Here is a 25088-nt window from a genome sequence, read left to right on the forward strand (position 1 = left end):
GCCGGCGCCAGCGCCTGCTGTCTGACCAGTTCGACCGGCCCGACCGGATCGGCGCGACCACCGCGCCGTCATCATCGGGTCGACATCCTGCTCGGGCGGCACCTGGTCACGGCCGGGGACGATCCGCCGCACCGCTACGCCCGGTCGGCCCGACTGGCCACGCTCGCGCTGGCCCTGCCGGCGGCGGACGGCATCCTGGTCACCGCCCGCTGGCAGACCCACGGCCGGCCCGAGTCCTGCTGGCTGGGGTTCGGCGACGGGCCGGACGGCCGGACGTTCCTGCTGCTGTTGCAGGCTGCGGTGGAGCGGGCCACTCAGCCACGTCCGCTGAGCACGCAGAACTCGTTGCCTTCCGGATCCGCCAGCACCATCCAGGTGACGTCGCCCTGGTCGATGTCGACCCGGCGGGCGCCCATGTCGACCAGCCGCTCGACCTCTGCTGCCTGATCCGTCGGGCGCAGATCGATGTGCAGCCGATTCTTCAACTGTTTGCTCTCCGGCACCGGAACGAAGATCAGCCCGGGCGGTTGGTCCGGCGAGCGCCGGATCTCCACCTCGTCCGACGCCTCGTGCACGATCTGGTAGCCGAGCGCCTGCGCCCACCATCTGGCCAGCCGGGCCGGGTCGTGGGCGTCGACCACCAGGTTCTCCCACTGACTAGCCACCGGCCACCTCCTGAGGTCGTACGGACCCGGTTCCAGGCCTACCGTACGGTGCCCACCACCGACCCGGCAGGGTGACGGGCCAAACACCCGAAGTCAGTTTGATGATCGTTCGCAATAGCCGATCAGTTATCAGTTGCTGTCCGATTGCCGATGGTTACGGGTCCACAAAGAAACATCGCCTGCGGTAACGTGCCAGGAGCACATCGTCACTGCCGCCTCGACCGGACGATTGGACAACCCGCTGGTGTCGATCATCGACCGACCGAGGCCCGCCGGCACCCCACCCGGCCCGGTGGCGGAACCCTGCGCCCCACCGTCGCGCGGCCCGCAACGTCGCCGACGCCGCGCCGACCGCGGTCGCCCTCCCCATCCGGCCACCACCCGCCCGTACGCCTGCGGCAGGTCGGTCGGGACGAGGTCGGCGACCAGCCAACCGGACGATCGAGTGAAGGAGACCGCCGGTGGACACTGACACCGCTATCGTTGCCGAGCTGAACGGGCTACGCCACCGGGTGCCCGACGTGACCGGCTCCGTACTGACCGGGGTGGACGGCCTGCTGATCACCCACGACCTCGCCAGCGCCGAAGCGGAGAGCATCGCCGCACTGGCCGCCGCAAGCGTCGGCCTGGGGCGACGGTTCGCGATGACCGCCGGCCACGGTGACCTGCGGGAGACCGTGATCCACGGCAGCCGGGGCCAGGTCGCCCTCTACCCGGTGGGTGACCGGGCGCTGCTCGCCGTACTCGCCGGACCGGGCACCGATCCGGGCCTGCTGCACGCGCATGGCCGTCGGGCCGCCCGGTCGATCGTCGAACTGCTGCGGAGCAGACCGGCCGGCAATGTCGCGGCACCGGTGCCGGGCCTGCTGGACAACCACGCGCCGCTGGCGGTCCGCACCCCGATGGCGACCCTGCCGTACAACCCGGCACTACCTCGCCGCCGGTTCTGACCGACGCCGGCCGGCGGGAACCGAGGCGGCGGCCGGGCACCCTCCCGCCCCCCAGGGTGCCCGGCCGCTCTTCGCCAGCGGCCGGTCAGCGGCTGTCCGAGCCGGTCGACTCGACCGTCGCCCGGCCGGCCTCCAGCCGGGCCACCGGCACCCGGAACGGCGAGCAGGACACGTAGTCCAGGCCCGCCTCGTGGAAGAAGTGCACCGAGTCGGGGTCGCCACCGTGCTCGCCGCAGACCCCGATCTTCAGACCGGGCCGGGCGACGCGGCCCTCCTCGACAGCGATCCGCACCAGCCGGCCCACGCCGTCCCGGTCGATCGACTCGAACGGCGAGATGCCGAAGATGCCAAGCTCCAGGTAACGCCAGAAAAACGCGCCCTCCACGTCGTCACGGGAGAATCCCCAGCCCATCTGGGTCAGGTCGTTGGTGCCGAAGGAGAAGAACTGCGCCGATCCGGCGAGCTGACCGGCGGTCAACGCGGCCCGGGGCACCTCGATCATGGTGCCGATCAGAATCTCGACTGACCGGTCGCCGAGCACCTCGGCGATGATCCGGTCGGCTTCCGCGCGTACCGTCTCCAGCTCCTGGACCGCACCGACCAGCGGAACCATGATCTCCGGGCGCGGATCGCGCCCGGCGGCGGCCAACTCGACGGCAGCCTCGGTGATCGCCCGCACCTGCATCGCGAACAACCCCGGGATGACCAGGCCGAGCCGCACGCCACGCAGGCCGAGCATCGGATTCTGCTCGTGCATCCGGCGCACCGCGGCGAGCAGCGCCGTGTCGCGGCCGGCGTCCTGACCCCGGGCCTGCGCCAGGGCGACCGAGACGGCCAGCTCCTCAAGCGACGGCAGGAACTCGTGCAGCGGCGGGTCGATCAGCCGTACGGTGACCGGCAGGCCGTCCATCTCCTGGAAGATCTCCCGGAAGTCGGCCCGCTGCAGGGGCAGCAGTTCGGCCAGCGCGGCCGCACGCTCCGCCTCGTCACGGGCCAGGATCAGCCGCTCCACCAGTTCCCGGCGGTCGCCGAGGAACATGTGCTCGGTGCGGCACAGCCCGATCCCCTCGGCGCCGAACCGCCGGGCCCGCGCGGCGTCCGCGCCGGTGTCGGCGTTCGTGCGCACCGTCAGCCGCCGCCGGTCGTCGGCGTGGGACAGGATCCGGTGTACGGCGAGCACCAGCGGGTCGGTGGTGCTCGCCGGATTGACGGCGCCTTCGAAGTACTGCACCACCTCGGATGGTCGCACCGGCACCGCACCGAGGTACAGGCAGCCGCTGGTGCCGTCGATCGACACCACGTCACCTTCGGAGACGGTGAGCTCGCCGACCATGAACCGCCCGGCCCCGGCGTCGATGTCGAGAGCGTCGGCCCCGCACAGGCAGGTCTTGCCCATCCCCCGGGCCACCACGGCGGCGTGGCTGGTCTTGCCGCCCCGGCTGGTCAGGATGCCCTGCGCGGCGATCATGCCCGGCAGGTCATCAGGGTTGGTCTCCCGCCGGACCAGGATCACCTGCTCTCCCTGCCTGGCCAGCTCGACCGCCCGCGCCGAGTCGAAGACGACCCTGCCGACCGCGGCACCCGGCGAGGCACCCACCCCGGTGGCGATCGTCGGCGGCGCGCCGGACAGGTCGAAACAGGGGAACATCAGCTGCGCCAACTGCGCCCCGCTGACCCGGTGCAGCGCCTCGTCCAGATCGATGATCCCCTCGTCGACCAACTGGCTGGCGATGATGAACGCGGCGGCGGCGGTCCGCTTGCCGACCCGGGTCTGCAGCATCCACAGCTTGCCGCGTTCGATGGTGAACTCGATGTCACACAGGTCCCGGTAGTGGTTCTCCAGCCGGGCCATGATGGTCAACAGCTCGTCGTACGAGCGGGGGTCGAGCCGGGCCAGCTCCTGCAGCGGCAGCGTGTTGCGGATCCCGGCGACCACGTCCTCGCCCTGCGCGTTGGCCAGGTAGTCGCCGTAAACCCCCTGGTCACCGCTGGCCGGGTCGCGGGTGAAGGCGACACCGGTGCCGGAGTCCGGCCCCAGGTTGCCGAAGACCATCGTCACGACGTTGACCGCGGTGCCGAGCTCGGCGGGGATCCGTTCCTGACGCCGGTAGATCACCGCCCGTTCGGCGTTCCACGAGTCGAAGACCGCCCGGATCGCCAGGTCGAGCTGCTCGCGGGGGTCCTGCGGGAAGTCCCGGCCGGTGTGCGCGAAGAAGATCTTCTGGTACGCCCGGACAAGTGCGCGCAGCGCGGCGGCGTCCAGCGCGAGATCGTCGTCGGAGCCGGCGGCCCGCTTGGCCGCCTCCAGCGCCTGGTCGAACTCCTCCCCCGGCACCCCGCAGACCGTCCGGCCGAACATCTGGACCAGCCGACGGTAGGAGTCCCAGGCGAACCGTTCGTCACCGCCGGCCTGGGCGGCGAGCCCCGCCACGCACTCGTCGTTGAGGCCCACGTTGAGCACCGTCTCCATCATCCCCGGCATGGAGAACCTGGCCCCGGAGCGGACCGAGACCAGCAGCGGGTCGGCCGGGTCACCGAGCCGTTTACCCCGCTGGCGCTCCAGCCGGGCCAGGGCGGCGGCGATCTGGTCGGGCAGAGCCGGCGGTACCGCGCCGGTCGCCAGGTAGGCCCGGCACGCCTCGGTGGTGATGGTGAAGCCGGGTGGGACCGGCAGGCCGAGGTTGGTCATCTCGGCCAGGTTCGCCCCCTTGCCGCCGAGCAGATCCCGCTGGTCGCGGTTGCCCTCGGTGAAGTCGTAGACGTACCTGAGGTGATCGATTGTCTGCCGGGACGGGTCGCCCGGTCCGCCGGATTCCGCCATTGTTGGCCTCCCATGTGCCGTTCGGCGCTGAACGATGGTTCACCAATGGCCATTGGTTGGCGCAGGTTAAGCGACGAGGGAGGCCAGCCGACAGTAGTGGGTGACCAGCCGCACAGGAAACGACACGGGTGGCGATCGGATGCCGCGTTGGGAGCGCTTCCGTGCGCAGTTCTGCGCATTCGCCGATGTACTGGATCACTCCGGGCGAGCGGTGTGAAGTACGGGGATCCGCCAGCGGATCTCAGCCGCCGGAATCGGCAGTCTCCGCCCCGACCGGGACGGAATCGTCGTCCCGGCTGGCCAGCCATCCGTACGGCAGGAAGACCTTGCCCGGCGAGTTCGTCCGGCCCCGCGGCTGGCCCAACGTGTGCCGGGGAAACGGCTCTGCCGGGTCGAGCTTGGACAGCAGCGCGTCGAGCTCCGCCAGGCTGGACACCATGGCGAGGGCTCGGCGCAGCTCACCGCCGACCGGGAAGCCCTTCAGATACCAGGCCACGTGCTTACGGAAGTCGGTGCAGCCGTCCCGCTCGGCGTCGGTCCGCCCGTCCCGTCCGGTGCCGAACCAGTCGACCAGCAGTTCGGCGTGCCGGCGCATGGTGGCGGCGACCGCGCCCAGGGTCGGCAACGTCCGCCCGGACCCGCCCTCGAACGCCGCCGACAGGTCGGCGAACAGCCACGGCCGGCCCAGACAGCCCCGGCCGACGACGACCCCGTCGGCGGCGGTGTGCGCCACCATCCGCACCGCGTCGTCGGCCTCCCAGATGTCACCGTTGCCGAGCACCGGCACGCTCAACGCCTGCTTGAGCCGGCCGATCGCGTCCCAGTCGGCAGTACCCGAGTACCGCTGGGCGGCGGTACGGGCGTGCAGCGCCACCGCCGCGACCCCCGCTTCCTGGGCGGCCAGCCCGGCGTCCAGATACGTCAGGTGATCGTCGTCGATGCCCTTGCGCATCTTCACCGTCACCGGCACCCCGGCCGGCGCGGCCGCCCGGACCGCGCCGGCGACGATCCGGCTGAACAGCCGGTGCCGCCACGGCAACGCCGCACCACCACCCTTGCGGGTGACCTTGGGCACCGGGCAGCCGAAGTTCAGGTCGATGTGATCGGCCAGGTCACGCTCCACCACGATCCGCACGGCGGCTGCGGTTACCTGCGGATCGACCCCGTACAGCTGCAGGCTCCGGGGTCGTTCGGACGGCGCGAACGCGATCATCCGCAGCGTCTTCGGGTTGCGCTCGACCAACGCCTGCGTGGTGATCATCTCGCAGACGTACAGCCCGCCGCCCTGCTCGCGGCACAACCGGCGGAAGGCGACATTGGTGATCCCGGCCATCGGCGCCAGGACCACCGGTGGCCACACCTGGTGACGGCCGAGCGGCAGCGGTGGCAGGACCGGCGCGGACCCGCCGGCCGGCCGGGACACGGTGACAGACACGCCGTCCAGGATTCCACGGGCCCACCCGGCCCCGGCCCCGGCCCCGGTGGTCAGCCGATCGGCAACCGCTCCAGCAGGTACCGCTCGACCTGATCCAGCGACACCCGCTGCTGCGCCATGGTGTCCCGGTCCCGCACGGTCACCGCGTCGTCGGTCAGCGTCTCGAAGTCGACCGTGACGCAGTACGGCGTACCGATCTCGTCCTGCCGCCGGTAGCGGCGACCGATGGCCTGCGAATCGTCGAACTCGACCATCCAGCGGCGGCGCAGCGCAGCACCAAGGTCACGTGCCTTCGGCGAGAGGTCGGCGTTGCGCGACAGCGGCAGCACCGCGACCTTGACCGGGGCGATCCGCGGGTCGAGACGGAGCACGGTCCGCTTGTCGACGCCGCCCTTGGTGTTCGGCGCCTCGTCCTCGTCGTACGCCGCCAGCAGCAGAGCGAAGACCGTCGCGGTGAGGTCCGCCGCCGGCTCGATCGCGTACGGCACCCACCGCTCGCCCCGGTCCTGGTCGAAATAGGAAAGATCGGCACCGGAATGCTTGGCGTGCGCGGTCAGATCGTAGTCGGCGCGGTTCGTGATCCCTTCCAGTACCACGAATTCCTGATAGGCGCCACCGAGCCGGAATTCGATCTCGACGATCCGCTTGGCGTGCTGCGGCAGGCCGGCGAGGGGCACCTCGGTACGGCGCAACTGCTGTGGCGCGAGACCCAGGTCGACGTACCAGTCCCACCGCTGCTGTGCCCAGTACTCCAGCCAGTCGTCGTCGGTTCCGGGCTCGACGAAGTACTCCAGCTCCATCCGCTCCCGCTCGTGACCGCGCAGCAGGAACTCGCCGGGGCCGACGACGTTGCGGAAGACCCGGCCGACCTGGGCGATGCCGAACGGCGGCTTCTTGCGGGCGGCGATCATCACGTTGGCGAAGTTCACGAAGGTGCCCGGTGCCGCCTCCGGCCGCAGGTAGTACCGGTCCGGTGGTGGCCCCGGACGGTCCGGCGAGACCTCGATCAGGCCGCTGACCTGCTGCGGGTCGGTGAGGCTGCCCCGGCTGCCGCAGCTCGGACAGGCGAGCTCGGCGAGTGCGGCAGCCGGCTGTTCCCGGCGTACGGTGAACGCCTCGACGATCCGGTCCAGCGGTTGGGTGAGGTCGCAGGCCCGGCACCGGACCCGGGTCTGGGTGTAGGCGTCGAGCAGGCCGGACGCAGTGAACACCGGCCTCGCCTGGATGACCGCCGCGTCGAGGCCGACGACGTCGTCGCGGTGCTGCACCACCGTGCGCCACCACTGCCGCCGGACATGCTCCTTGAGCTCCACGCCAAGTGGCCCGTAGTCCCAGGCGACCGGTTGGCCACCGTAGACCTCACCAGACGGGAACGCGAAACCACGCCGGTGGGCGAGACTGGCCACGGCGTCGATGCGGTCGGCTGGCATGCGCTGCTCCTACACCGGCTGGCGGCCGGCGGGGATGTGCGGACGGGCTGATTTGGCAGATGTTCGGAGGCTACCCCTCGACGCCGCAGACCTCTAGCTCACCGGTGCCGGTGTCCTGGTTGAGCGACACCCGCAGGGTGTCCTCGCCGCCTTGGGCGTAGTCGACCTCCACCGGTACGACGATCCGGCTGGTGACCGAGACCTGACCGACCTCGTAGGCGGTGATCTCCGGCTCCGTGGCGAGTCGTCGGGCGAATTCGCTGGCCGATTCACGGCTCTGCGCCTCGGCGCAGAGCATGTCGTACGCGGCGCCGAAGTCCTGCTGACTCACCGCTTCGAAGTAGTCGCCGACCGCGATCCGGGCCTGTTCATCGATCGCTTCGGCGCCGGTGACGATCAGTCCGACCAATGCGACGGTGCCACCACCGCAGCACAGCAGCAGCGCGAGCGCCGCGACCCCGAGCCCGATCCAGACCCGCGCGGTACGGCCTTCGGCCGGCGGAGCGGCGAACGGCGGCGCGGCCCCGGGGCCGGCCGGCACCGGGGTCACCGGACCAGGCACCGTAGTCGCCGGGCCGGGCACCGGGGTCACCGAGCCAGCAGCCGGCGTGGCGTCCGGTGCGGCCTCAGACTGTCCGGTCGCGGCAGGCTGCGGCGGCGGCTGGCGGTCCGGCGGAGCCCACGGCGAGGGTGCCTGCCACGGGGACGCCTCGTCGGGCACGGCGGACGGCGGGCGCGGTTGCGCCGGTCCGGGATCGGTCATGGGGCAAAGGGTAGTGCCCGCCGGCTCACCGTCCCGGCTCCGCCGCCCGGTCACTGGTGTGGGCTGCGGGTTCTTCTCCGGGCCCGGCGGTGACCAGTTCCTCGTACGCGGACGGCTCGTCGAGCGATTCGGCGAGCAGCGGCGTCGCGTCCACCTTCACCTCGAAGGAACCGAGCGCCCGCCGGTAGGTGCCCACTGACTCCCATTCGGTGACCAGGCACCAGCGGAGCGGGTCCTCCAGCGCGCGGGTCAGTGCGCCGCGCCGGTACCCCGGGCGGCCGGCCAGGGCACGCAACGCGGCCCGGGCGCGATCGACGAAGCCGGGCGTGTCCGCCTCCGGCACGGCGAACCGGTTGACCACCAGCACGTCGAGTCCCCTCCTGACTAGAGTCGGTCGGATGCAGCCTACGCAACCGTCGCCGCCGGTCCGCCCCGGGCGGATCAGCCCGACCGGGGCGTTCCTCGCCGCCCTGGTGCTCGTCCTGGTCGGGCTCTTCGCGCCGGGCGTCGTCGGCGCGACGGCGCTGCTGGTGCTGGCCGCAGGGCTGGTCTGGTTGCTGCGTCGCAGCTGGCCGGCGGTGCCGGCGGCCGGACGCATGTTCCGCCTGGTGGCGCTCACCCTGCTGGTGGCGGTCGCCCTCGCTAAGATCTTCTAGCCCTGCTCAGACCGCTGACCCAGGCGGCAGCGAATCATGCAACCATGCGTTTTTGACAATCATTATCGTCGCCACGGACAGTTGCCCGATGCACAGCCACCTCTTCCGCCGTACCGTCGCCACCACCGCAGGTGCCCTGCTGGCCCTGGGCGGCACCGCCGCCTGCGCCCAGGACGGCGGCGACGGGTCCGCCGACGACACCACGGTCGGCGTGGTAGCAGCCTTCTACCCTTTGCAGTTCCTGGCCGAACGGATCGGCGGAGACGCCGTCACGGTGACCGGTCTCGCGCCCCCCGGAGCGGAGCCGCACGACCTGGAGCTCAGCCCTCGGCAGGTCGGCGAGGTCAGCGACGCGGACCTGGTCGTCTACCTGAGTAACTTCCAGCCCGCCGTCGACGCCGCGGTCGAGCAGGAGGCCGGTGACCACGCATTCGACGTGGTGGAGGTCGAGCCGCTGCTGGACGCCACCGACGGTGGTCACAGCCACGACCACGGCGACGAAGACGAGCACGCCGAGGAAGGCGAGCACGCCGACGAAGACGGACATGCCGAGGACGAGGCGGACGACCACGCCGAGGAGACCGGCGCGAAGGACCCGCACCTGTGGCTGGACCCCACCCGGTTCGCCACCGTCGGTGACGCGCTGGCCGAGCGACTCGCCGCCGTCGCCCCCGACCACGCCGCCGATTTCACCGCCCGCGCCGCCGCGCTGCGCACCGAGTTGGAGGCCCTGGACACCGAGTTCGCCGATCGGCTGGCCGACTGCGAGCGCCGGGAGATCATCACCAGTCACGCCGCCTTCGGCTACCTGGCCGTCCGCTACCAACTCGACCAGATCGCGATCACCGGGTTGAGCCCGGAGGACGAGCCGACGCCGCAGCGCCTCGCCGAGGTGATCGAGGAGGCCCGGGAGCACCAGGCGACGACGATCTTCTTCGAGACCCTGGTCAGCCCGAGCGTCGCCGAGACCATCGCCGACGAGACCGGCGCCGAGACTGCAGTGCTCGATCCGATCGAGGGACTGCAGCCGGACGCCGATGACGACTATTTTTCGGTGATGCGCAACAATCTGAACAATCTGACCGACGCCCTGGGATGTTCGTGACCGCCAGCGTCGTCCAGGTATCGCGCGGGGCGGTCGGCTACGACAACCGCACCGTACTGCGCTCCGTCGACCTCACCGTGACCAGCGGTGAGGTCGTCGCGCTGCTGGGCGCCAACGGCTCCGGCAAGTCGACCCTGATCCGCGCCGCGCTCGGGCTGGTGCCGCTGCGCAGCGGCTCGGTGCACCTGTTCGGGGTGCCGGCGGGGCGGTTCCGGCAGTGGCACCGGATCGGCTACGTCCCGCAACGACTCGGTGCCGGCAGCGGCGTGCCGGCCACCGTCGGCGAGGTGGTCGCCTCCGGTCGGCTGGCCCGTCGCGGCGTACTGCGGCCGCCCGGTGCCGCCGACCGGGCCGCCGTCGCCGCGGCGCTGACCGCCGTCGGCCTCGCCGACCGGGCCCGGGACCCGGTGGCCACGCTCTCCGGCGGCCAGCAGCAACGGACGCTGATCGCCCGCGCGCTGGCCGGCGAACCGGAGCTGCTGGTGCTCGACGAACCCACCGCCGGGGTCGACGCGGCCAGCCAGGAGGCGTTCGCCCGGGCGCTCGGCGCGTTCGTGGCCGGCAACGGTACGGTGCTCCTCGTCGCCCACGAGCTCGGTCCGCTGCAACCGCTGATCGACCGGTCCGTGGTGCTGCACCACGGCGAGGTGGTGCACGACGGCCCGGTGCCTGCGCCGGCTGGCCACCACGCGGACCCGGGACACGACCACGTCCACCCGCACGCCGCGGTGGAGCCGTCCCGGATGTGGAACACATGAGCATCTTCCAGTACGAGTTCATGATCCGGGCCCTGATCGGGGCCCTGGTCATCGGCCTGGCCGCCCCGGCCCTCGGCATCTACCTGGTGCAGCGTCGGATGTCGCTGATCGGCGACGGCGTCGGCCACGTGGCGCTGACCGGCGTCGGCGTCGGTCTGCTGCTGGACCGCTCCCCGGTGCTCACCGCCGTGATCGCCGCCGCAGTCGGCGCGGTCGCCATCGAGCTGCTGCGCGAACGCGGGCGTACCTCCGGCGACATGGCGTTGGCCCTGCTCTTCTACGGCGGCATCGCCGGTGGGGTGATGCTGGTCGGGCTGGCCGGCGACCGCAGCAACGCCAACCTGATGGCGTACCTCTTCGGCTCGCTCACCACCGCCTCGGTCGAGGACCTGTGGGTGATCGTGGTGCTGGCCGCGGTCGTGCTGACCGCGATGCTGCTGCTGCGGCCGGCGCTGTTCGCCATCTGTCACGACGAGGAGTACGCCCGGGTCTCCGGCCTGCCGGTGCGCACCCTCAACCTGCTGATCGCGGTGACCACCGCGGTGACCGTCACCATCGCCATGAGGGCGGTCGGCCTCCTGCTGGTCAGCGCGCTGATGGTGGTCCCGGTGGCGACCGCCCAGCAGGTCACCCGGGGTTTCCGCAGCACCATGGCGATGGCGATGATCATCGGTACGGCCTCCGCCGGCGGCGGGGTGTGGCTGGCCGGAACCGCCGACACCGCGATGGGCGCGACCATCGTGATCCTGGCGATCGCGGCCTTCGCGGCCACCGCCGTCGGCGCCGGGACGTGGCGGCTGCTGCGCCGCCGGGCCGGCACGCTGGCCGTCCACCGCCGGCAGCCCCGCGAGGTCGAACCGCCCGAGGTGGTCCTGGACAGTCCCGCCGAGATGGTCCCGGAACGTCCTGCCTAGGTGTCCCGGATCGTCCCGTCTGACCTGGTACAGACCCGGCGACGAGCACCGCTGAGCCGCCTGCCTGCCGATCCGGCTCCGGTATTGGTTACCGTTGCGGGGTGACGATGGCCAACGGCTACGACGGGTACGAGAGCGCCAGCGAGTTGCTGCGCGCACTCTCTGCCCCGCTGCGGGTGGCCATCGTGACCGAGCTCGCCCAGGGCGAACGGTGTGTCCACGAACTCGTGCAGAAGCTCGGCGCGCCGCAACCGCTGGTGTCCCAGCATCTGCGGGTGTTGCGGGGCGCGGGCGTGGTGCACGGCTCCCGGCGTGGCCGGGAGATCGCTTACGCGCTGGTCGACGAACACGTCGCGCATATCGTCGCGGACGCTGTCAGCCATGCCCGGGAGGTCCGGTGAGCAGCCGCCGGCACCGGCCCGGTCAGAACACGTCCCGGAGGCCTTGATGAGGACTGGAGACACCACGCCCGGCACCGCAGAGCCCTCGGCGGTGCGCAACACCCGGCAACGCAGCGCGGTCAGCGCCATCCTCGACGAGCTCGCCGGCTTCCACAGCGCCCAGGAGCTGCACGCCATGCTGCGTCAGCGGGGCGACCGGGTCGGTCTGACCACGGTCTACCGGACGTTGCAGGGGCTGGCCGACTCCGGCGAGGTCGACGTGATGCGTCCACCTGGCGGCGAGCACCTGTACCGGCGGTGCAGCCAGGGCCACCACCATCATCTGGTCTGCCGCTCGTGCGGCAGCGCGGTCGAGGTGGCCGGGCCGGCGGTGGAAAACTGGGCGGAACGGATTGCGGCCCAGCACGGCTACGTCGGGGTCAGCCACACGATGGAGATCTTCGGGACCTGCCCGAAATGCGCTGCCCGGCGTACCTCGACGACGTGACCGGTCAGGCCGCCGGCCGCCGGCACTCGACAAGCTTCGCTGGCGAGACTGCGCACGCGCGATTCCGGTCCTCGTACGGCACGCTGTGCGCATGCAGATCTACGCCGACCGCTTTCCGCGCGCCGCCCGGCAACTCGCCACCGACCTGATCGTCGTCGTCTGGGTCTACCTGTGGATCCGTGCCGCCAGCTGGCTGCATGACCGGGTCGGTGAGCTGGCCGACGCTGGTCGGACATTAGAGAACGCCGGCACCGGGCTGGCCGACAACCTCGCCGACGTCGGCAGCCGGGTCGGCCGGGTGCCACTGGTCGGCGATGAGCTGACCGGGCCGTTCGAGCAGGCCGCCGGGGCGGCCCGTTCGGTCGCCGCCGCCGGGCAGGAGCAGCAGGACCTGGTCGGTGAGCTGGCCCTGGTGCTGGCCGCCACGATGCTGCTCCTTCCGCTGGGTCTGGTGCTGTTCGGCTGGTTGCCGTTGCGGGTGCGCTGGATCCGGCGGGCGAGCGCGGCGGCCCGACTGCGCGGCGTACCGGCCGGGTCGGATCTGCTGGCATTGCGGGCGCTGGCCACCCGCCCGCTCGGCACCATCGCCGCGCTGGGCCCGGACGTCGCCGCCGGGTGGCGGCGCGGCGACCCGGCGGTCACCGACGCGTTGGCGGAACTGGAACTGCGGGCGTTGGGCCTACGCGGCCGGCGCTGACCGGCCGCCGCGCCCGGCACCTCCGTCGCTGTCCTCGTCCTCGTCCTCATCGTCGCCGTCCAGCCAGCCACGGTGCACGAAGGGCAGGGCGGCCCAGAAGATCAGGAACCACACCCCGGTGAGGCCGCTGAGGACGAACGCGACCGGTCGGGGCAGGATGAAGTCGGTGACCAGCAGCACCGAGCTGACCATGGCGACCAGCATCAGGCTGAGGCCGCCGCTGGCCATCCGGTGGGCGAACCGGACGAGCTCCGGCTTGCGGCCGCGTCGGAAGAGCACCCGGTGAAACGCCACCGGCGAGATGATCAACGCCGCGGCGGCCGCCGCCGCCAGCAGCGCCACCACGTACACGTCCCGTTGAAACCCGTTCGTGTCGGGGAACCCGCTGCTGAACGGCAGGGTCAGCAGGAACGCGAAGAGGATCTGCACCCCGGTCTGGGCAACCCTCAGCTCCTGCAGAAGATCGGAAAAGTTGCGCTGCCAGCGTTCCTTCTCAGTCTCCCGGTCCACGTCCGCTCGTCCTCCTGCCGGACCGCCCACGCTCAACTGGCGGTCAGCAATGTGCCCCGGACGCCACGGCGGGAAACCTCTACTCGTACTGCTGCCGGGGTGCGTCGATCTGCTGCCACGACTCGACCGCCAGGTAGGGGATGCTGGCCCCGTTCACCGGGTCGGTGCCGATCCGGTCGCTGTACCGGCCGACCACCTCGATCCAGGTGTCCGCCGGCAGCCCGGTCGGGGCGCTGCCGTCCATCCCGACCTTGATCGGCCGGCCGTCGGCGGCGCAGCAGGAGAGCACGATCCGGGCGAGCATCGGCTCACCGTCCGGGCCGTCGGTGACGAAGCCGGTGAGCCGTACGTTGCGCCCGTCCAGCGACCGGCCCTCGTCGAAGATCGCCCGGGAGGCGTAGTCGAGCACGCTGATCTCGGCCGGATCGCCGTCCGGCAACGGTGGATAGTCCGACGACGCCTGCTCGCTGCTCAACGCGGTGCCGGCCTGCGCGACGGCGTACGAACCCAGCGCCGGCGGGGCGACCAGCAGCAGCCCGAGCACCGGCAGGATCAGCAGCCAGCCCACCCTCGGCTCGTGATGGGCGTGGCCGTGGCCGTCGTCGGCGGTGCCGCCGGGCCCGTCGTCGACGGCGTGGCCGTGCCCGGCGGGTACGCCGACGGCAGGGGCCGGCGTCGACCGACGTCGCAGGTCGTGCCAGAGCGTCATGACCGCAGCGGCGATCAGCAGCAGACCGGCGACGATCAGGAACGGCTGCAGCGCCTCCTTGACGTACCGCAGGTACATGTCGGTGACGCTGGCCCGGACCACCGCGCCGCCGAGCAGCAGCAGCACCACGCCTTGAGCCTGTTTGTTCACAACAGCACCGTCCCCACCGCGACCGCCACCACGATGGCGATCAGGAATGTCGCCGGAGCGAACCGGTACGCGAATCTGCGCCCGAACGTGCCGGCCTGCATCGAGACAAGTTTCAGGTCGACCATCGGGCCGACGACCAGGAAGACCAGCCGTGACGTGAGCGAGAACTGCGACAACGAGGCCGCGACGAACGCGTCCGCCTCGGAGCAGATCGACAACAGCACGGCGAGTGCGGCGAGCGCCAGGATGGACAGCACCGGGTTGTCGGCGAGGGTCTGCAACCAGCGCTCCGGCACCAGCACGTTGATACTGGCGGCGGCCATCGCGCCGATCACCAGGAAACCGCCGGCGTGCATGATGTCGTGCCGGACCGCCGCCCAGAACGCCCGCGCTCGGGACAGGTCGTCCAGGTCGGGGCGGTGCGGCAGGCGGATCCAGTCGGTGCGCCCCAGCCGCAGCCACAGCCAACCCATCACGACCGCGACGAGCAGGCTGGCGACGCCACGGCCGACGACCATCTCCGGGTTGTTCGGAAAGGCGACCGCCGTGGCCACCAGCACGATCGGGTTGATCGCCGGGGCGGCGAGCAGGAACGCCAGCGCGGCGGCCGGCGCCACGCCCCGCCGGATCAGCGACCCGGCGATCGGCACCGAACCACACTCGCAGCCGGGCAGTACCACCCCGGCGGCGCTGGCCACCGGCACCGCCAGCGCCGGGTGTTTCGGCAGCGCCTTCGCCCAGAACGACCGGGGCACGAAGACCGCGATCACCGCGGAGAGCACCACCCCGAAGACCAGGAACGGCATCGCCTGGACCATCACCGACACGAAGACCGTGGTCCAGGTCTGCAGCCGGGGGTCGGAGATCAGGTTGGCCAACGGCTCGCGGAAGATCACCAGCCCGATCAGCAGGAAGGCGAGCACCTCCACCGAGCCGACCCGGTCACCGAACAGCCGGCGTCGGGGTGGTCGTGAGCCACCGGGCGGTCCAGCGGCACCGCCGGACCCGGGCAGGTCGTCGTCGGCCGGTGCGGCCCAGTCGATCTCGTCGCCTGGGCGCGTCCGACGCGTCGCGGTGCGATCGGCAGCGGTCACGGCGGGCTGGTCCCCTCGCTGGTGTGAAGGCGGGCAGTTCACGATAACCCGCGCAGGGGTGCCGGCCACCACACCGGGACGCGCCCACTGTCGGTGCGGTGCCACCGGTGCTAGCGTCGGTGGCACAACCTGATGTCCCACAGGGGAGCGCACACAGCGCTGAGAGTGCGGGGAGTCCCGCAGACCCTCGAACCTGATCTGGGTAATGCCAGCGCAGGGAGTTGGAGCGAGCTATGCCGCAGCAATCTTTGCCCGCCGACCGTAGCTGGCGGACCGTCGACATCGTGGTCGCCTCGGTGATCGCGGTCGCGTTCGGGGTGGTCTTCTGGCTGTGGGGGTTGATCTGGACCGCCACCGAGGCCGCGTTCACCTTCTTCCCGCCCGCTCAGGCGGTGCTGTACGGGGTGTGGCTGGTGCCGGCCGTGCTCGGCGCACTGGTGATCCGCAAACCGGGGGCCGCACTGTTCTGCGAGCTGGTCGCCGCGATCGTCTCGGCCGCGTTGGGCAGCCAGTGGGGCGCCGTGGTGATCGTGCAGGGGCTGGCCCAGGGGGTCGGTGCCGAACTGGTCTTCCTGGCGGTGGCGTACCGCTCGTTCCGGCTGCCGGTGGCGCTGGCCGCCGGTGCGGCCGCCGGGCTCGGCGCGGCGATCTTCGACCAGATCCGCTACTACGCGCCGTACGACCTGGTCAGCTTCCGGATTCCGATCTTCATCGTCACCGTGGTCAGCGCGATCGTGCTGGCCGGTGCCGGCAGCGTGGCGCTGACCCGGGCACTGGCCCGCACCGGGGTGCTCGACCGGTTCCCCGCCGGCCGCGACCGCGCCACGGTGTGAGCCCGCCGGGGCCGCACCACCGGATGAGCCGGCCGGAGCTGGCCGGGGCCGTGGCGATCGAGCTGGGGTTGACCAGGTCGTGAGCCGGCTGGAGCTGCGCGGGTTCGGCTGGCGGCACGCCGGCCGTCGGGCCTGGGCGGTCCGCGACGTCGACCTGAGCGTCGACGCCGGCGAACGGGTCCTGCTGCTCGGGCCGTCGGGGGCCGGCAAGAGCACGCTGCTGGCGGCGATCGCCGGGTTGCTGCCGGCCGACTCGGGCGAGCAGGCCGGCACCGTCACCGTCGACGGGCTCGACCCGCGCAAGGCCCGCGAGCGGGTCGGCATCGTCTTCCAGGACCCGCAGAGCCAGCTGGTGATGGCGCGCAGCGGCGACGACGTGGCGTTCGGGCTGGAGAACCGGGGGGTGCCGGCCGAGCAGATCTGGCCACGGGTGGACGCCGCGCTGGCGCGGGTCGGTTTCCGCTACGGCCGGGACCGGCCGACTGCCGCGCTGTCCGGCGGCGAGCAGCAGCGGCTGGCCCTGGCCGGGGCGCTCTCCCTGCGGCCGGGTCTGCTGCTGCTGGACGAACCGACCGCGAACCTGGACCCGGCCGGCGCCGACCTGGTCCGCGACGCCGTCGCCGGGGCGCTCGACGGGGACCGGGACACCACGCTGGTGATCGTCGAGCACCGGGTGGCGCAGGCGCTGCCGCTGGTCGACCGGGTGGTGGTGCTGTCCGCCGGGGGCGGCGTGCGGGCCGACGGCAAGCCGGACGAGATCTTCGACCGGTACGGCGGGCAACTGGCCGCCGACGGTGTCTGGGTGCCGGACCAGCCGCTGCCGCAGCGCGGTGGTTCCGCCGCCCCGGCTGGTGAGCCGCTGCTGATCGCCGACCGGGTCGGGCTGGCGCCCCGGCTCGCCCCGCTCTCCGACGACGTGCCGGTACGCGGCGGCGAGGCACTGGCCGTGCTGGGGCCCAACGGCGCCGGCAAGACCACGCTGGCCCTGCTGCTCGGCGGGCTGGTCGCGGCCACCGACGGAGCGGTCCGGGCCACCGCCGCGTTGACCGGCGGCCAGGTGGGGCCGGCCCCGCACCGGTGGCGGGCACCGGAGCTGGTCCGCCGGATCGGCAACGTGTTCCAGAACCCGGAGCACCAGTTCGTCGCCACCACGGTGGCCGACGAGCTGGCTCTCGGCCCGCGCCGCTGCGGGCTGCCGGAGGCTGCCGTCGCGCCGGTGGTCGACGAGCTGCTGCACCGGCTGCGACTGGACCGGCTGGCGGCAGCCAACCCGTACACCCTCTCCGGTGGTGAGGCGCGGCGGCTGAGTGTGGCGACCGCCCTGGCCACCGCGCCCCGCCTGCTGGTGCTCGACGAGCCGACGTTCGGCCAGGACCGGCGCACCTGGCTCGAACTGGTCGCGCTGCTCGGCGAGCTGCGCGACGCCGGGCACGGGATCGTGACGGTGACCCACGACGTCGACCTCGTCGCCGCCCTCGCCGACCGACGGTTGACCCTGTGAACCGACCAGCGGTTGACCCTGTGACCGGCGGCGCGTTGGCCCGTCGCAACCCGGTGGCGAAGCTCGCCGCCGCACTGGTCTTCTCGGTGCTGCTGCTGGCCACCCTGGACCCGGTGGCGCCGGCCGTCGCGATCGCCGTCGAGCTGGCCGTGGTCCCGCTGTTCGGGCTGGGCTACCGTGCCCTGCTGCGCCGGACGGCACCGCTGCTGCTGAGCGCCGCCGGTGTGCTGGTCACCCTGACGCTGTTCGCCGCCGAACGGACCGGCCCGGTGCTGCTCGCCGCCGGCCCGGTGCTGGTCACCAGCGGCGTGCTGGTCACCGCGCTCGGACTGGCGTTGCGGCTGCTGGCCGTGGCGCTGCCCGGGGTGCTGGTCTTCGCCACCACCGACCCGACCGACCTGGCCGACGCCCTGGTGCAGAACGTCAAGGCCCCGCCCCGGTTCGCGATCGGGGCGCTCGCCGCGTTCCGGCTGGTGCCGATGCTGGCCGCCGAGTGGCAGTTGCTGGCGATGGCCCGCCGGGCCCGGGGCATCGACGCGGGCCGCAACCCGGTGCGCCAGCTCCGGTTGTTCGCGGCGACCGCCTTCGGGCTGCTGGTGCTGGCGATCCGCCGGGGCACCCGGCTGGCCACCGCGATGGACGCCCGGGGGTTCGACGCGGGCATCCCCCGGACCAGCGCCCGGCGGCAACGGTTCGGGGCGGCCGATGCCGCTCTGGTCGTCGGTGCCGCGATCGCCGCCAGCGCGTCGCTGGCGGTCAGCGTCGCCGCCGGGGTCTTCCGCCCGGTGATCGGCTGAGCGCTGCCGACAGACCGCGCCGCAGGTCAACAGTGGTATGACTGATGCATACATGGCAACACCTTCACGGCCCGTGCGCCGCGACGACGGCGGCACGTCGCCTGTTGTTTCCCCTCCTCCACGAGATTGACCGCGACAAAGCTGATCTGGGAGGCGGAACAGGGATGGGAAACCACCACCACCATCACCACCACGACCACGCGGCGACCGGCGGCGACGTACCGGCACCGCTCGACCTGTCGGTGCCGGACGCCGAACTGTCGCCGACCGAGGCGTCCCGGCGCACCTTCCTGCGCAACGCCGGGCTGCTCGGAGCCGGCGCGGCCGCGTCGTCGGTGCTGGCCGGCGGACACGCCGCGCACGCCGCACCGGCCGACGACCACAGCGGCGGCGGCACCGGCGGCGGCCAGGCCAACGACGGCGAGTTCGTCTGGCTGGCCGGCGACCACCACATCCACACGCAGTACAGCTCGGACGCCATGTACCGGGTGGTCGACCAGGCCAAGCACGCCCGCGCGTACGGTCTGGACTGGATCGTGATCACCGACCACGGCAACGCCACCCACTCCCGCATCGGGGTGGAGAAGGTCAACCCGGACATCGTCGAAACCCGCAAGGAAATCAAGGACCTGCTGATCTACCAGGGCCTGGAGTGGAACATCCCGTCCGCCGAGCACGGCACGGTCTTCGTCCAGCCAGGGCCGAACGAGGTCGCCGTACTCAAGCAGTTCGAGACCGACTACGACGGTTCGGTGAACGGCACCAGCAGCCCGAGCCCGGAGAACGAGGCGCTCGCCATCGCCGGCATCAAGTTCCTCGGTGACGAGGTCCGCCGGCGCCGTATCGGCGGTGCGCTGTTCCTGGCCAACCACCCGTCCCGGCGGGGCGTCGACTCGCCGCACGAGGTGCGGGCCTGGCGCGACGCCGACCCGACCGTGGCGGTCGGGATGGAGGGCGCCCCCGGTCACCAGGCGTCCAGCCTGCCAGCGCCGAACGGCCCGGGTCGCGGTCGCGGCTACTACGAGGGCAGCCCGTCGGCGGCGTCGTTCCCCGGCTACCCGCTGGAGAGCTACCGCACCTGGGGCGGATTCGACTGGATGACCTCCACCGTGGGCGGGCTGTGGGACAGCCTGCTCGCCGAGGGCAAGCCGTGGTGGATCAGCGCCAACTCCGACTCGCACATCAACTACCTGGGTACGTCGATGCGCGGGCCGGACAGCGACTTCAACGCCAACGGCAAGTACAACGACCCGGTGTACGGGCCGCTGATCACCACCGCCGGTGACTTCTGGCCGGGCCAGTACAGCCGTACCCACGTCGGCGCGCAGGCGTTCGGTTACCGCGCGGTGATGGACGCCATCCGGGCCGGCCGGGTCTGGGTGGACCACGGCGGCCTGATCGGTGGCCTGGACATGCGGGTCCGCCGGCTCAACGACCAGCGTCCCGGTGCCGGTGCCACGCTCGGCGGGACGCTGAAGATCAAGAGTGGTACGTCGGTCGTGGTGACCCTGGACATCGATCTGGCGACCGTGCCGAACTGGGCGCAGTTCGTGCCGAAGCTGGCCCGGGTGGACCTGATCGTCGGCGACGTCACCGGACCGGTCACCGACCAGGACACCTTCACCGCCCCGACCACCCGGGTGGCCGCCTCGTTCGAGGTGCAGCCGGGCCGCAAGCGGGTGTCGTTCAGCTACCCGCTGGGCCGGGTGGACCGGCCGATGTACGTCCGGGTGCGCGGCACCGACGGTAACCGCAGCGCGCCCGGTCTGATGGGTGCGGCGGTCGACCCGCACGGCCCGGCGATGGACGTGCTCGGCGACGCCGACCCCTGGCTGGACCTGTGGTTCTACGGCAACCCGATCTGGGTCCTGCCATCCTGACCGCCACCGCCACCGCCGTGACAGTCATCGGAATCAGTCTGGGACATGCTGACGACGCCGCTGCCGAACACTGGCTGCACGACGTCGTCGGCGTGGCCGACCTGCCCGACCTCGTCGCCTGCACCCATCTGGTGCGGACACCGAGGCCACACGTGGCGATCAGTCTGGCCGCCCCCGACGGGCTGCCCGACCTGCCCGCCACCCCGGCCGATCTGGTCCCGGCGGCGGAGCTCGCCGCCGCCGAGCACCGGGCCGGCCGGTCGGGGCGGGCAGTGCGCTACCCCGGGGTCGACCGTCTGGTCGGCACACTCACCGTCGCGGAGCTGCTCGAGTTCAGCGCGATCGAGCAGGTCATCATGCTCGGCGGCGCGCAGCCGGGTGAGGACACTCTGCTGGTGACCCGGGACTTCGTCCGGCCGCAGTGGATCAACGGGGTCCTGACGTTGATCACCACTGCGGTCGGGCCGGGTCGGATCGGGCCGTTCGAGCTGCCCGACCCGACCCCCTGCTGCGCCGACAAACACTGACCGTACGCCTCACCTGTTCAGCCTCGCCTAGTTAGCCTCCGGCGCTGGTCACATCCTGTGGCCAGCGCCGGAGGCTGTCACGCTCGACGGCCTTCCGCTGCCGCAGCCGCGAGGTGAGGCTGACGCACGTCATTTCGCGTTTTGAGGTGCGTCAGCCTCACCTCGCAGACGTTGGAGTGGTGGTCAGCTCGCCGCACCGAGGGCACCAGCGGCTCTTGACTCGGAATGAGAACAGCCCGGCGAGGAAACCGAGTAACGCCGCGCTCGTAAACGCACAGATGTCCATGATCCTCTTTGACTTCTCTACGAGTGGGGATGGTCGACGCCGTTGAGTGGCTGCCGGCGTTGCACCACGCCGGAGCGGGTCAGGGCACTCTTGTAGACGCCGATCGCGGCCATCCGCCCGTCCCGTCCGGCCGAGGTGATCGTGGCGAGGATGCCCACCACGGGGGAATCGGCGTCGTCCAAGCCGTACCGGATGTCGGAGACCCGAACCGTCATCGACCGGTCACCGAACACCCAGTCAGCCTTGCCGAGATGCAGGGTGTCACCGACCCGCAGGAGTTCACCGTCGGCCATCAGTCGTCCCGCCCGTCGTGGACGTATCCGTCCGGCCAGAGTCCGGCGTACTGCAACACCGCCCGCACCCGACGCGCCCGACTGTGATCCCACCGGTCCAGCACCGCCAACGCGTTGGCGAACGGCGGGCAGAACGCCGCCACGTCACACACCCGGCACTCGGCCAACCGACTCGGCATGTGCTCAGCCACCGTCTCCCGCGCACGGTCCAACACGTCCACGCCCGGCCGGTTCCGCATCGCCGCCGCCACCTCGCCCAGCACCACCTGCTCGGCGTCAACAGCCGCACGCTCGGCATCCGGCGCCGGCGCTACGCCACGCGCGGCCAACAGCCGGAACCGTGGGTCCCGCCCGATGTCCGTCTGCCCCGGCGTTCGGCGCGCCAACGGCGGCCGGTCCGGCGTCGGACCCGCGTTGACCATGGGTTGTCGGATCCGTTGGTACCTGTTGTCGGGAACCTGGTTCCTGTTCACGGTTCTCTCCATCGCGGGTAAAGGGCGCTTGAAGGATCTTCTGTGGACTCTTCCTGTGTGGAGGGGATGCCGGGACCTCCGCGTCAGGTAACCTAGGGACGTTCATAAACGTCCCGGGAGTGATCAACCATGAACACAGCGCTGCACGTCGCGATGAGCCGAACCGGCATGACACCCGCGACACTCGCCGGCAAGATCGGCGTCGACCCCAAGACCGTCGCCCGCTGGCTCGGCGGTCGCGTCCCTCACCCCCGCCACCGCTCGCAGGTCGCCCAGGTGCTGAGAGAAGATGAAGACGTGATCTGGTCCGGCTTGGTCAAACGCGGATACGACCGGGAGATCCGCGCCGCATGGCCGACACGCTCAGCCGTCCCCCGGGAACTCTGGAACGACCTCCTCCACCGCGCCACGTCCCGCATCTGGTGCGCCGGCTACACCTCATACTTCCTCTGGACCGAGGTCCCCGGCATCACACCCACCCTGCGCAACAAAGCCGCATCCGGGCTCGACCTGCGCTTCCTCCTCGGACACAAGGACTCACCCGTCACCCACGACCGCGAACGCATCGAGGACGCCGCCCTGTCGATCTCCACCCGCATCGACATCACCACCGCCGAACTCGCCAAGATCGAACCCACGCCACAGGTACGCCACACCGACCGCCACATCAGCCTGTCCGTCTGGATCTTCGACGACGAAGCCCTCGTCAGCACCCACCTCGCCGACCAACTCGGACACGCCTCCCCCACCCTGCACATCCGCCGCCGCGGACCCGGCGGCCTGTTCGACCAGTACGCCAACCACGTCGAACACCTCTGGGAAACAGCCCACGCACCAGCACCGGCCCCATGACTGACCAGGGCTGGACCAGCAGCTCAGACCCGTACCTCGTTGCACAGCACCACGACGCATGGTCCGCCGAGGCCGCCGGCCGGGGACGCGTCGGCACCCAACAGCTCCTCGGCGTCGAGACCATCGACGCGGACGCACAGGTCAGACGCGCGCTCGGACTCGCCGACACCGAACGAGCCGTCGTCCGCCGCCGCCTCATCCTCGAAGACAATCGCCCCGTCGAACTCGCCGACTCCTACTACCCGGAGCCCATCGCCGCCGGCACTCCACTGGCCGACAACCACAAGATCAAAGGCGGAGCGGTACGGGTTCTCACCGACCTCGGACTTACACCGCACCAGGTCAGCGAGCACGTCACAGCGCGACGGCCGACCGATCAGGAACAGGGACTACTCGACATCCCCGCCGACGAACCACTCCTGGTCCTCACCCGCATCAGCCGCGCCGCCACCGGCCAACCCGTTGAGTACGCCGTCATGCGCACCGTGACCAGTCGCTCGGCCGGCCACACCTACCAGATGCAGGTCCCCAGCGCATGACCAACGAACCCGACCATGCCGCCGCCAACGACGTACGCGACCGCCAACGCCAGATCGCGGCCGACCTCCGCCGGCAGATCCTCACCGGCGAGTTCACACCCGGCGACAAGGTGCCCTCCACGGCCCAGCTCTGCGAGCGGTACGGCGTCTCCAACCTCACCACCCAACGCGCACTCGCCATCCTCAAGAAGCAAGGATTCGTCCGTGGCGAGTCCGGCGTCGGCGTGTTCGTCACCGCCAACCAGCCCATCGCCGTCGAAGCGAACCACTACCCGGACCAGGCCAGCAGCGCCACTCCGTACCCGTGGATCAGTGCGACCGCCAGTCACGGCCGCCGCAAGACCAGCCGCCTGCTCTCCGTCGACGAGGTGACACCGCCGGTCGCGGTCGCCGCGGCGTACGACCTCGAACCCGACACCCGCGTCATCCGCCGGCGGCTTCTGCTCCTGCTCGACGACGCCCCCGCCGAACTGGTCACCAACTACTACCGCACCGACCTCGCACGCGGCACCCCGCTCACCGAACACCGCCTGATCAGCGGCGGATCGCTCCGCGTGCTCGCCGAACTCGGCAAGCACGCCGGACCCGCCGTTGACGACGTCGAAGCCACCATGCCCACCATCGACGAGTTCATCGCCCTGCGGATGCCCGACGACATGCCCGTGCTGCGTCAGTTCCGCACCGTCTACACCACCGACGGCGAACCGATCGAAGTGACCGAAATGATCAAAGCCGCCCACCGGCACAAGGCCAGATACCTCCTGCCCGGACCGGACGAAGCCTGACCTCGCCGCCCTCCCGCGACACCTGCCAGACCGCCACCGAGGTCGTGGAGTTGGCCACGTTGAACTACGCTCGGCTGCCCGCAGCAGGCTCACAACGGACCACTGTTCCCCCTTGCCGGAGCCAACCGCGTAAGCGACAATTTCCACATCGGCCTGTCGTTAGGTACCGGACGGAGGAGAGATAGCCACGCCGAACCAACAGCATCCGTTGAGGACAGACAACACATCGATGTACGCAAGATTAGGTGCCGGAGTTGTGGCGAAATGTCGATTGCGACAACCTCCGACACACCCGGGATCCGGGGGAGGTTGGCGGAAAGATCCCAAACCGCCCCCGAGCTGCGAAAACCAGCCCCGTAGAGATCATCTAAGCCTCCACCAAGATCATGATCAACAGGAGGTTGCCCTCAGGACCCCCTGTTTGCCCAGGTCAGACCGCCCGACATTTCGGACACGGTCCCCGAGCACACGAAAACCGCGCCGGATTGAAACTCGCCATAAATGCGGCGATCCAGTAGTTCCACCGCCAGTCCCCGAGCACACGAAAACCGCGCCGGATTGAAACTCCCCGTCGCCGTCGCACCGCAGGCGCCACTTTCTGTCCCCGAGCACACGAAAACCGCGCCGGATTGAAACCCCATCGACCCGTGCCCTACGGATCTGCTCCTTGGCCGGTCCCCGAGCACACGAAAACCGCGCCGGATTGAAACACAACTTCCCCTCTTCGAAGGAAAGCTGAACCAGTCCCCGAGCACACGAAAACCGCGCCGGATTGAA

At 71.1% G+C, this 25088-nt stretch carries 27 protein-coding genes, 1 CRISPR repeat array and 1 riboswitch (1 of these 29 running past the window's edge); of the genes, 16 read left to right on the plus strand and 11 right to left on the minus strand.

The window, feature by feature from the left end:
- Positions 1-314: 314 nt before the first annotated feature.
- On the minus strand, positions 315-665 hold the full coding sequence (locus O7621_RS26580) for a VOC family protein (RefSeq protein WP_282231745.1): 351 nt from the start codon (positions 663-665) through the stop codon (positions 315-317).
- A gap of 461 nt (positions 666-1126) precedes the next feature.
- On the opposite strand from O7621_RS26580, the gene O7621_RS26585 reads away from it, so the two are divergent.
- Positions 1127-1615 carry a roadblock/LC7 domain-containing protein gene (locus O7621_RS26585; RefSeq protein ID WP_282231746.1) on the plus strand — a complete coding sequence of 163 codons (489 nt, stop codon included), beginning with the start codon at positions 1127-1129 and terminating at the stop codon, positions 1613-1615.
- 85 nt (positions 1616-1700) lie between these two features.
- Here O7621_RS26585 and ppdK read toward each other — a convergent pair whose 3' ends face one another.
- The 5 genes from ppdK to O7621_RS26610 form a co-directional block, all read right to left on the minus strand.
- On the minus strand, positions 1701-4436 hold the full coding sequence (ppdK, locus tag O7621_RS26590) for a pyruvate, phosphate dikinase (RefSeq protein ID WP_282231747.1): 2736 nt from the start codon (positions 4434-4436) through the stop codon (positions 1701-1703).
- Between the two features lie 241 nt (positions 4437-4677).
- Positions 4678-5826: a tRNA dihydrouridine synthase DusB gene (dusB, locus tag O7621_RS26595; protein ID WP_282234743.1), complete on the minus strand. Its 1149-nt coding sequence runs from the start codon at positions 5824-5826 to the stop codon at positions 4678-4680.
- 95 nt (positions 5827-5921) lie between these two features.
- Positions 5922-7301 (minus strand): glycine--tRNA ligase, encoded by a 1380-nt coding sequence (locus O7621_RS26600; protein WP_282231748.1) that lies wholly within the window; start codon positions 7299-7301, stop codon positions 5922-5924.
- 70 nt (positions 7302-7371) lie between these two features.
- Positions 7372-7851: a hypothetical protein gene (locus O7621_RS26605; protein ID WP_281555661.1), complete on the minus strand. Its 480-nt coding sequence runs from the start codon at positions 7849-7851 to the stop codon at positions 7372-7374.
- A 238-nt stretch (positions 7852-8089) separates the two neighbouring features.
- Positions 8090-8431 carry an antibiotic biosynthesis monooxygenase gene (locus tag O7621_RS26610; protein WP_282231749.1) on the minus strand — a complete coding sequence of 114 codons (342 nt, stop codon included), beginning with the start codon at positions 8429-8431 and terminating at the stop codon, positions 8090-8092.
- A gap of 31 nt (positions 8432-8462) precedes the next feature.
- On the opposite strand from O7621_RS26610, the gene O7621_RS26615 reads away from it, so the two are divergent.
- The 7 genes from O7621_RS26615 to O7621_RS26645 all read left to right on the plus strand — a co-directional run bounded on the left by O7621_RS26615 (position 8463) and on the right by O7621_RS26645 (position 13082).
- Positions 8463-8720: a DUF6703 family protein gene (locus O7621_RS26615; protein ID WP_282231750.1), complete on the plus strand. Its 258-nt coding sequence runs from the start codon at positions 8463-8465 to the stop codon at positions 8718-8720.
- Positions 8721-8808: 88 nt separating this feature from the next.
- Positions 8809-9825 (plus strand): metal ABC transporter substrate-binding protein, encoded by a 1017-nt coding sequence (locus tag O7621_RS26620; protein ID WP_282231751.1) that lies wholly within the window; start codon positions 8809-8811, stop codon positions 9823-9825.
- The gene (locus tag O7621_RS26625) at positions 9822-10583 is read left to right on the plus strand and encodes a metal ABC transporter ATP-binding protein (RefSeq protein WP_282231752.1); all 762 of its coding nucleotides are present in this window, start codon (positions 9822-9824) and stop codon (positions 10581-10583) included. The genes O7621_RS26620 and O7621_RS26625 overlap by 4 nt, the downstream gene beginning before the upstream one ends.
- On the plus strand, positions 10580-11497 hold the full coding sequence (locus O7621_RS26630) for a metal ABC transporter permease (RefSeq protein ID WP_282231753.1): 918 nt from the start codon (positions 10580-10582) through the stop codon (positions 11495-11497). Before O7621_RS26625 ends, O7621_RS26630 begins: the two co-directional genes overlap by 4 nt.
- A gap of 101 nt (positions 11498-11598) precedes the next feature.
- Entirely contained in the window at positions 11599-11898 is a 300-nt protein-coding gene (locus O7621_RS26635; protein WP_123602948.1) for a metalloregulator ArsR/SmtB family transcription factor, read from the plus strand.
- Positions 11899-11944: 46 nt separating this feature from the next.
- Complete coding sequence (locus O7621_RS26640) at positions 11945-12385, plus strand: Fur family transcriptional regulator (protein ID WP_282231754.1); 441 nt, start codon at positions 11945-11947, stop codon at positions 12383-12385.
- A 91-nt stretch (positions 12386-12476) separates the two neighbouring features.
- Positions 12477-13082 (plus strand): hypothetical protein, encoded by a 606-nt coding sequence (locus O7621_RS26645; RefSeq protein WP_282231755.1) that lies wholly within the window; start codon positions 12477-12479, stop codon positions 13080-13082.
- Here the strand turns inward: O7621_RS26645 and O7621_RS26650 are convergent.
- The 3 genes from O7621_RS26650 to O7621_RS26660 all read right to left on the minus strand — a co-directional run bounded on the left by O7621_RS26650 (position 13065) and on the right by O7621_RS26660 (position 15404).
- Complete coding sequence (locus tag O7621_RS26650) at positions 13065-13592, minus strand: DUF6328 family protein (RefSeq protein ID WP_282231756.1); 528 nt, start codon at positions 13590-13592, stop codon at positions 13065-13067. The genes O7621_RS26645 and O7621_RS26650 overlap by 18 nt on opposite strands.
- Positions 13593-13671: 79 nt before the next feature.
- Positions 13672-14451: a TIGR03943 family protein gene (locus O7621_RS26655; protein WP_282231757.1), complete on the minus strand. Its 780-nt coding sequence runs from the start codon at positions 14449-14451 to the stop codon at positions 13672-13674.
- Entirely contained in the window at positions 14448-15404 is a 957-nt protein-coding gene (locus O7621_RS26660) for a permease (RefSeq protein WP_282234746.1), read from the minus strand. Before O7621_RS26660 ends, O7621_RS26655 begins: the two co-directional genes overlap by 4 nt.
- A 272-nt stretch (positions 15405-15676) precedes the next feature.
- Positions 15677-15782, plus strand: a riboswitch (TPP riboswitch).
- On the opposite strand from O7621_RS26660, the gene O7621_RS26665 reads away from it, so the two are divergent.
- The 5 genes from O7621_RS26665 to O7621_RS26685 all read left to right on the plus strand — a co-directional run bounded on the left by O7621_RS26665 (position 15779) and on the right by O7621_RS26685 (position 21083).
- Positions 15779-16378, plus strand: coding sequence for an ECF transporter S component (locus O7621_RS26665; protein ID WP_278170634.1), 600 nt, complete (start codon positions 15779-15781; stop codon positions 16376-16378). Its footprint overlaps the riboswitch before it by 4 nt.
- Before the next feature lie 79 nt (positions 16379-16457).
- Positions 16458-17879, plus strand: a complete 1422-nt coding sequence (locus O7621_RS26670) for an ABC transporter ATP-binding protein (RefSeq protein ID WP_282231758.1) — start codon at positions 16458-16460, stop codon at positions 17877-17879.
- A complete protein-coding gene (locus tag O7621_RS26675; RefSeq protein WP_282231759.1) occupies positions 17876-18676 on the plus strand; it encodes an energy-coupling factor transporter transmembrane component T in 801 nt (266 codons plus the stop codon). The genes O7621_RS26670 and O7621_RS26675 overlap by 4 nt, the downstream gene beginning before the upstream one ends.
- Before the next feature lie 164 nt (positions 18677-18840).
- Positions 18841-20556 carry a PHP domain-containing protein gene (locus tag O7621_RS26680; RefSeq protein ID WP_282231760.1) on the plus strand — a complete coding sequence of 572 codons (1716 nt, stop codon included), beginning with the start codon at positions 18841-18843 and terminating at the stop codon, positions 20554-20556.
- A gap of 17 nt (positions 20557-20573) precedes the next feature.
- Positions 20574-21083 carry a hypothetical protein gene (locus O7621_RS26685; RefSeq protein WP_282231761.1) on the plus strand — a complete coding sequence of 170 codons (510 nt, stop codon included), beginning with the start codon at positions 20574-20576 and terminating at the stop codon, positions 21081-21083.
- Positions 21084-21386: 303 nt separating this feature from the next.
- Here the strand turns inward: O7621_RS26685 and O7621_RS26690 are convergent, their stop codons facing one another.
- Positions 21387-21662, minus strand: coding sequence for a hypothetical protein (locus O7621_RS26690; protein ID WP_282231762.1), 276 nt, complete (start codon positions 21660-21662; stop codon positions 21387-21389).
- The gene (locus tag O7621_RS26695; protein WP_282231763.1) at positions 21662-22135 is read right to left on the minus strand and encodes a hypothetical protein; all 474 of its coding nucleotides are present in this window, start codon (positions 22133-22135) and stop codon (positions 21662-21664) included. Before O7621_RS26695 ends, O7621_RS26690 begins: the two co-directional genes overlap by 1 nt.
- A gap of 129 nt (positions 22136-22264) precedes the next feature.
- On the opposite strand from O7621_RS26695, the gene O7621_RS26700 reads away from it, so the two are divergent.
- Genes O7621_RS26700 through O7621_RS26710 form a run of 3 tightly spaced genes read left to right on the plus strand, consistent with a single transcriptional unit; the run spans position 22265 to position 24311 of the window.
- Positions 22265-22987, plus strand: coding sequence for an XRE family transcriptional regulator (locus tag O7621_RS26700; RefSeq protein WP_282231764.1), 723 nt, complete (start codon positions 22265-22267; stop codon positions 22985-22987).
- Positions 22984-23526: a UTRA domain-containing protein gene (locus tag O7621_RS26705; RefSeq protein ID WP_282231765.1), complete on the plus strand. Its 543-nt coding sequence runs from the start codon at positions 22984-22986 to the stop codon at positions 23524-23526. The genes O7621_RS26700 and O7621_RS26705 overlap by 4 nt, the downstream gene beginning before the upstream one ends.
- A complete protein-coding gene (locus O7621_RS26710) occupies positions 23523-24311 on the plus strand; it encodes a GntR family transcriptional regulator (protein ID WP_282231766.1) in 789 nt (262 codons plus the stop codon). The genes O7621_RS26705 and O7621_RS26710 overlap by 4 nt, the downstream gene beginning before the upstream one ends.
- Before the next feature lie 456 nt (positions 24312-24767).
- Positions 24768-25088: a CRISPR direct-repeat array (repeat unit 36 nt; unit sequence GTCCCCGAGCACACGAAAACCGCGCCGGATTGAAAC); it runs 220 nt beyond the window's last position.

This window comes from Solwaraspora sp. WMMD937, from assembly GCF_029581175.1.
GTDB lineage: Bacteria > Actinomycetota > Actinomycetes > Mycobacteriales > Micromonosporaceae > Micromonospora_E.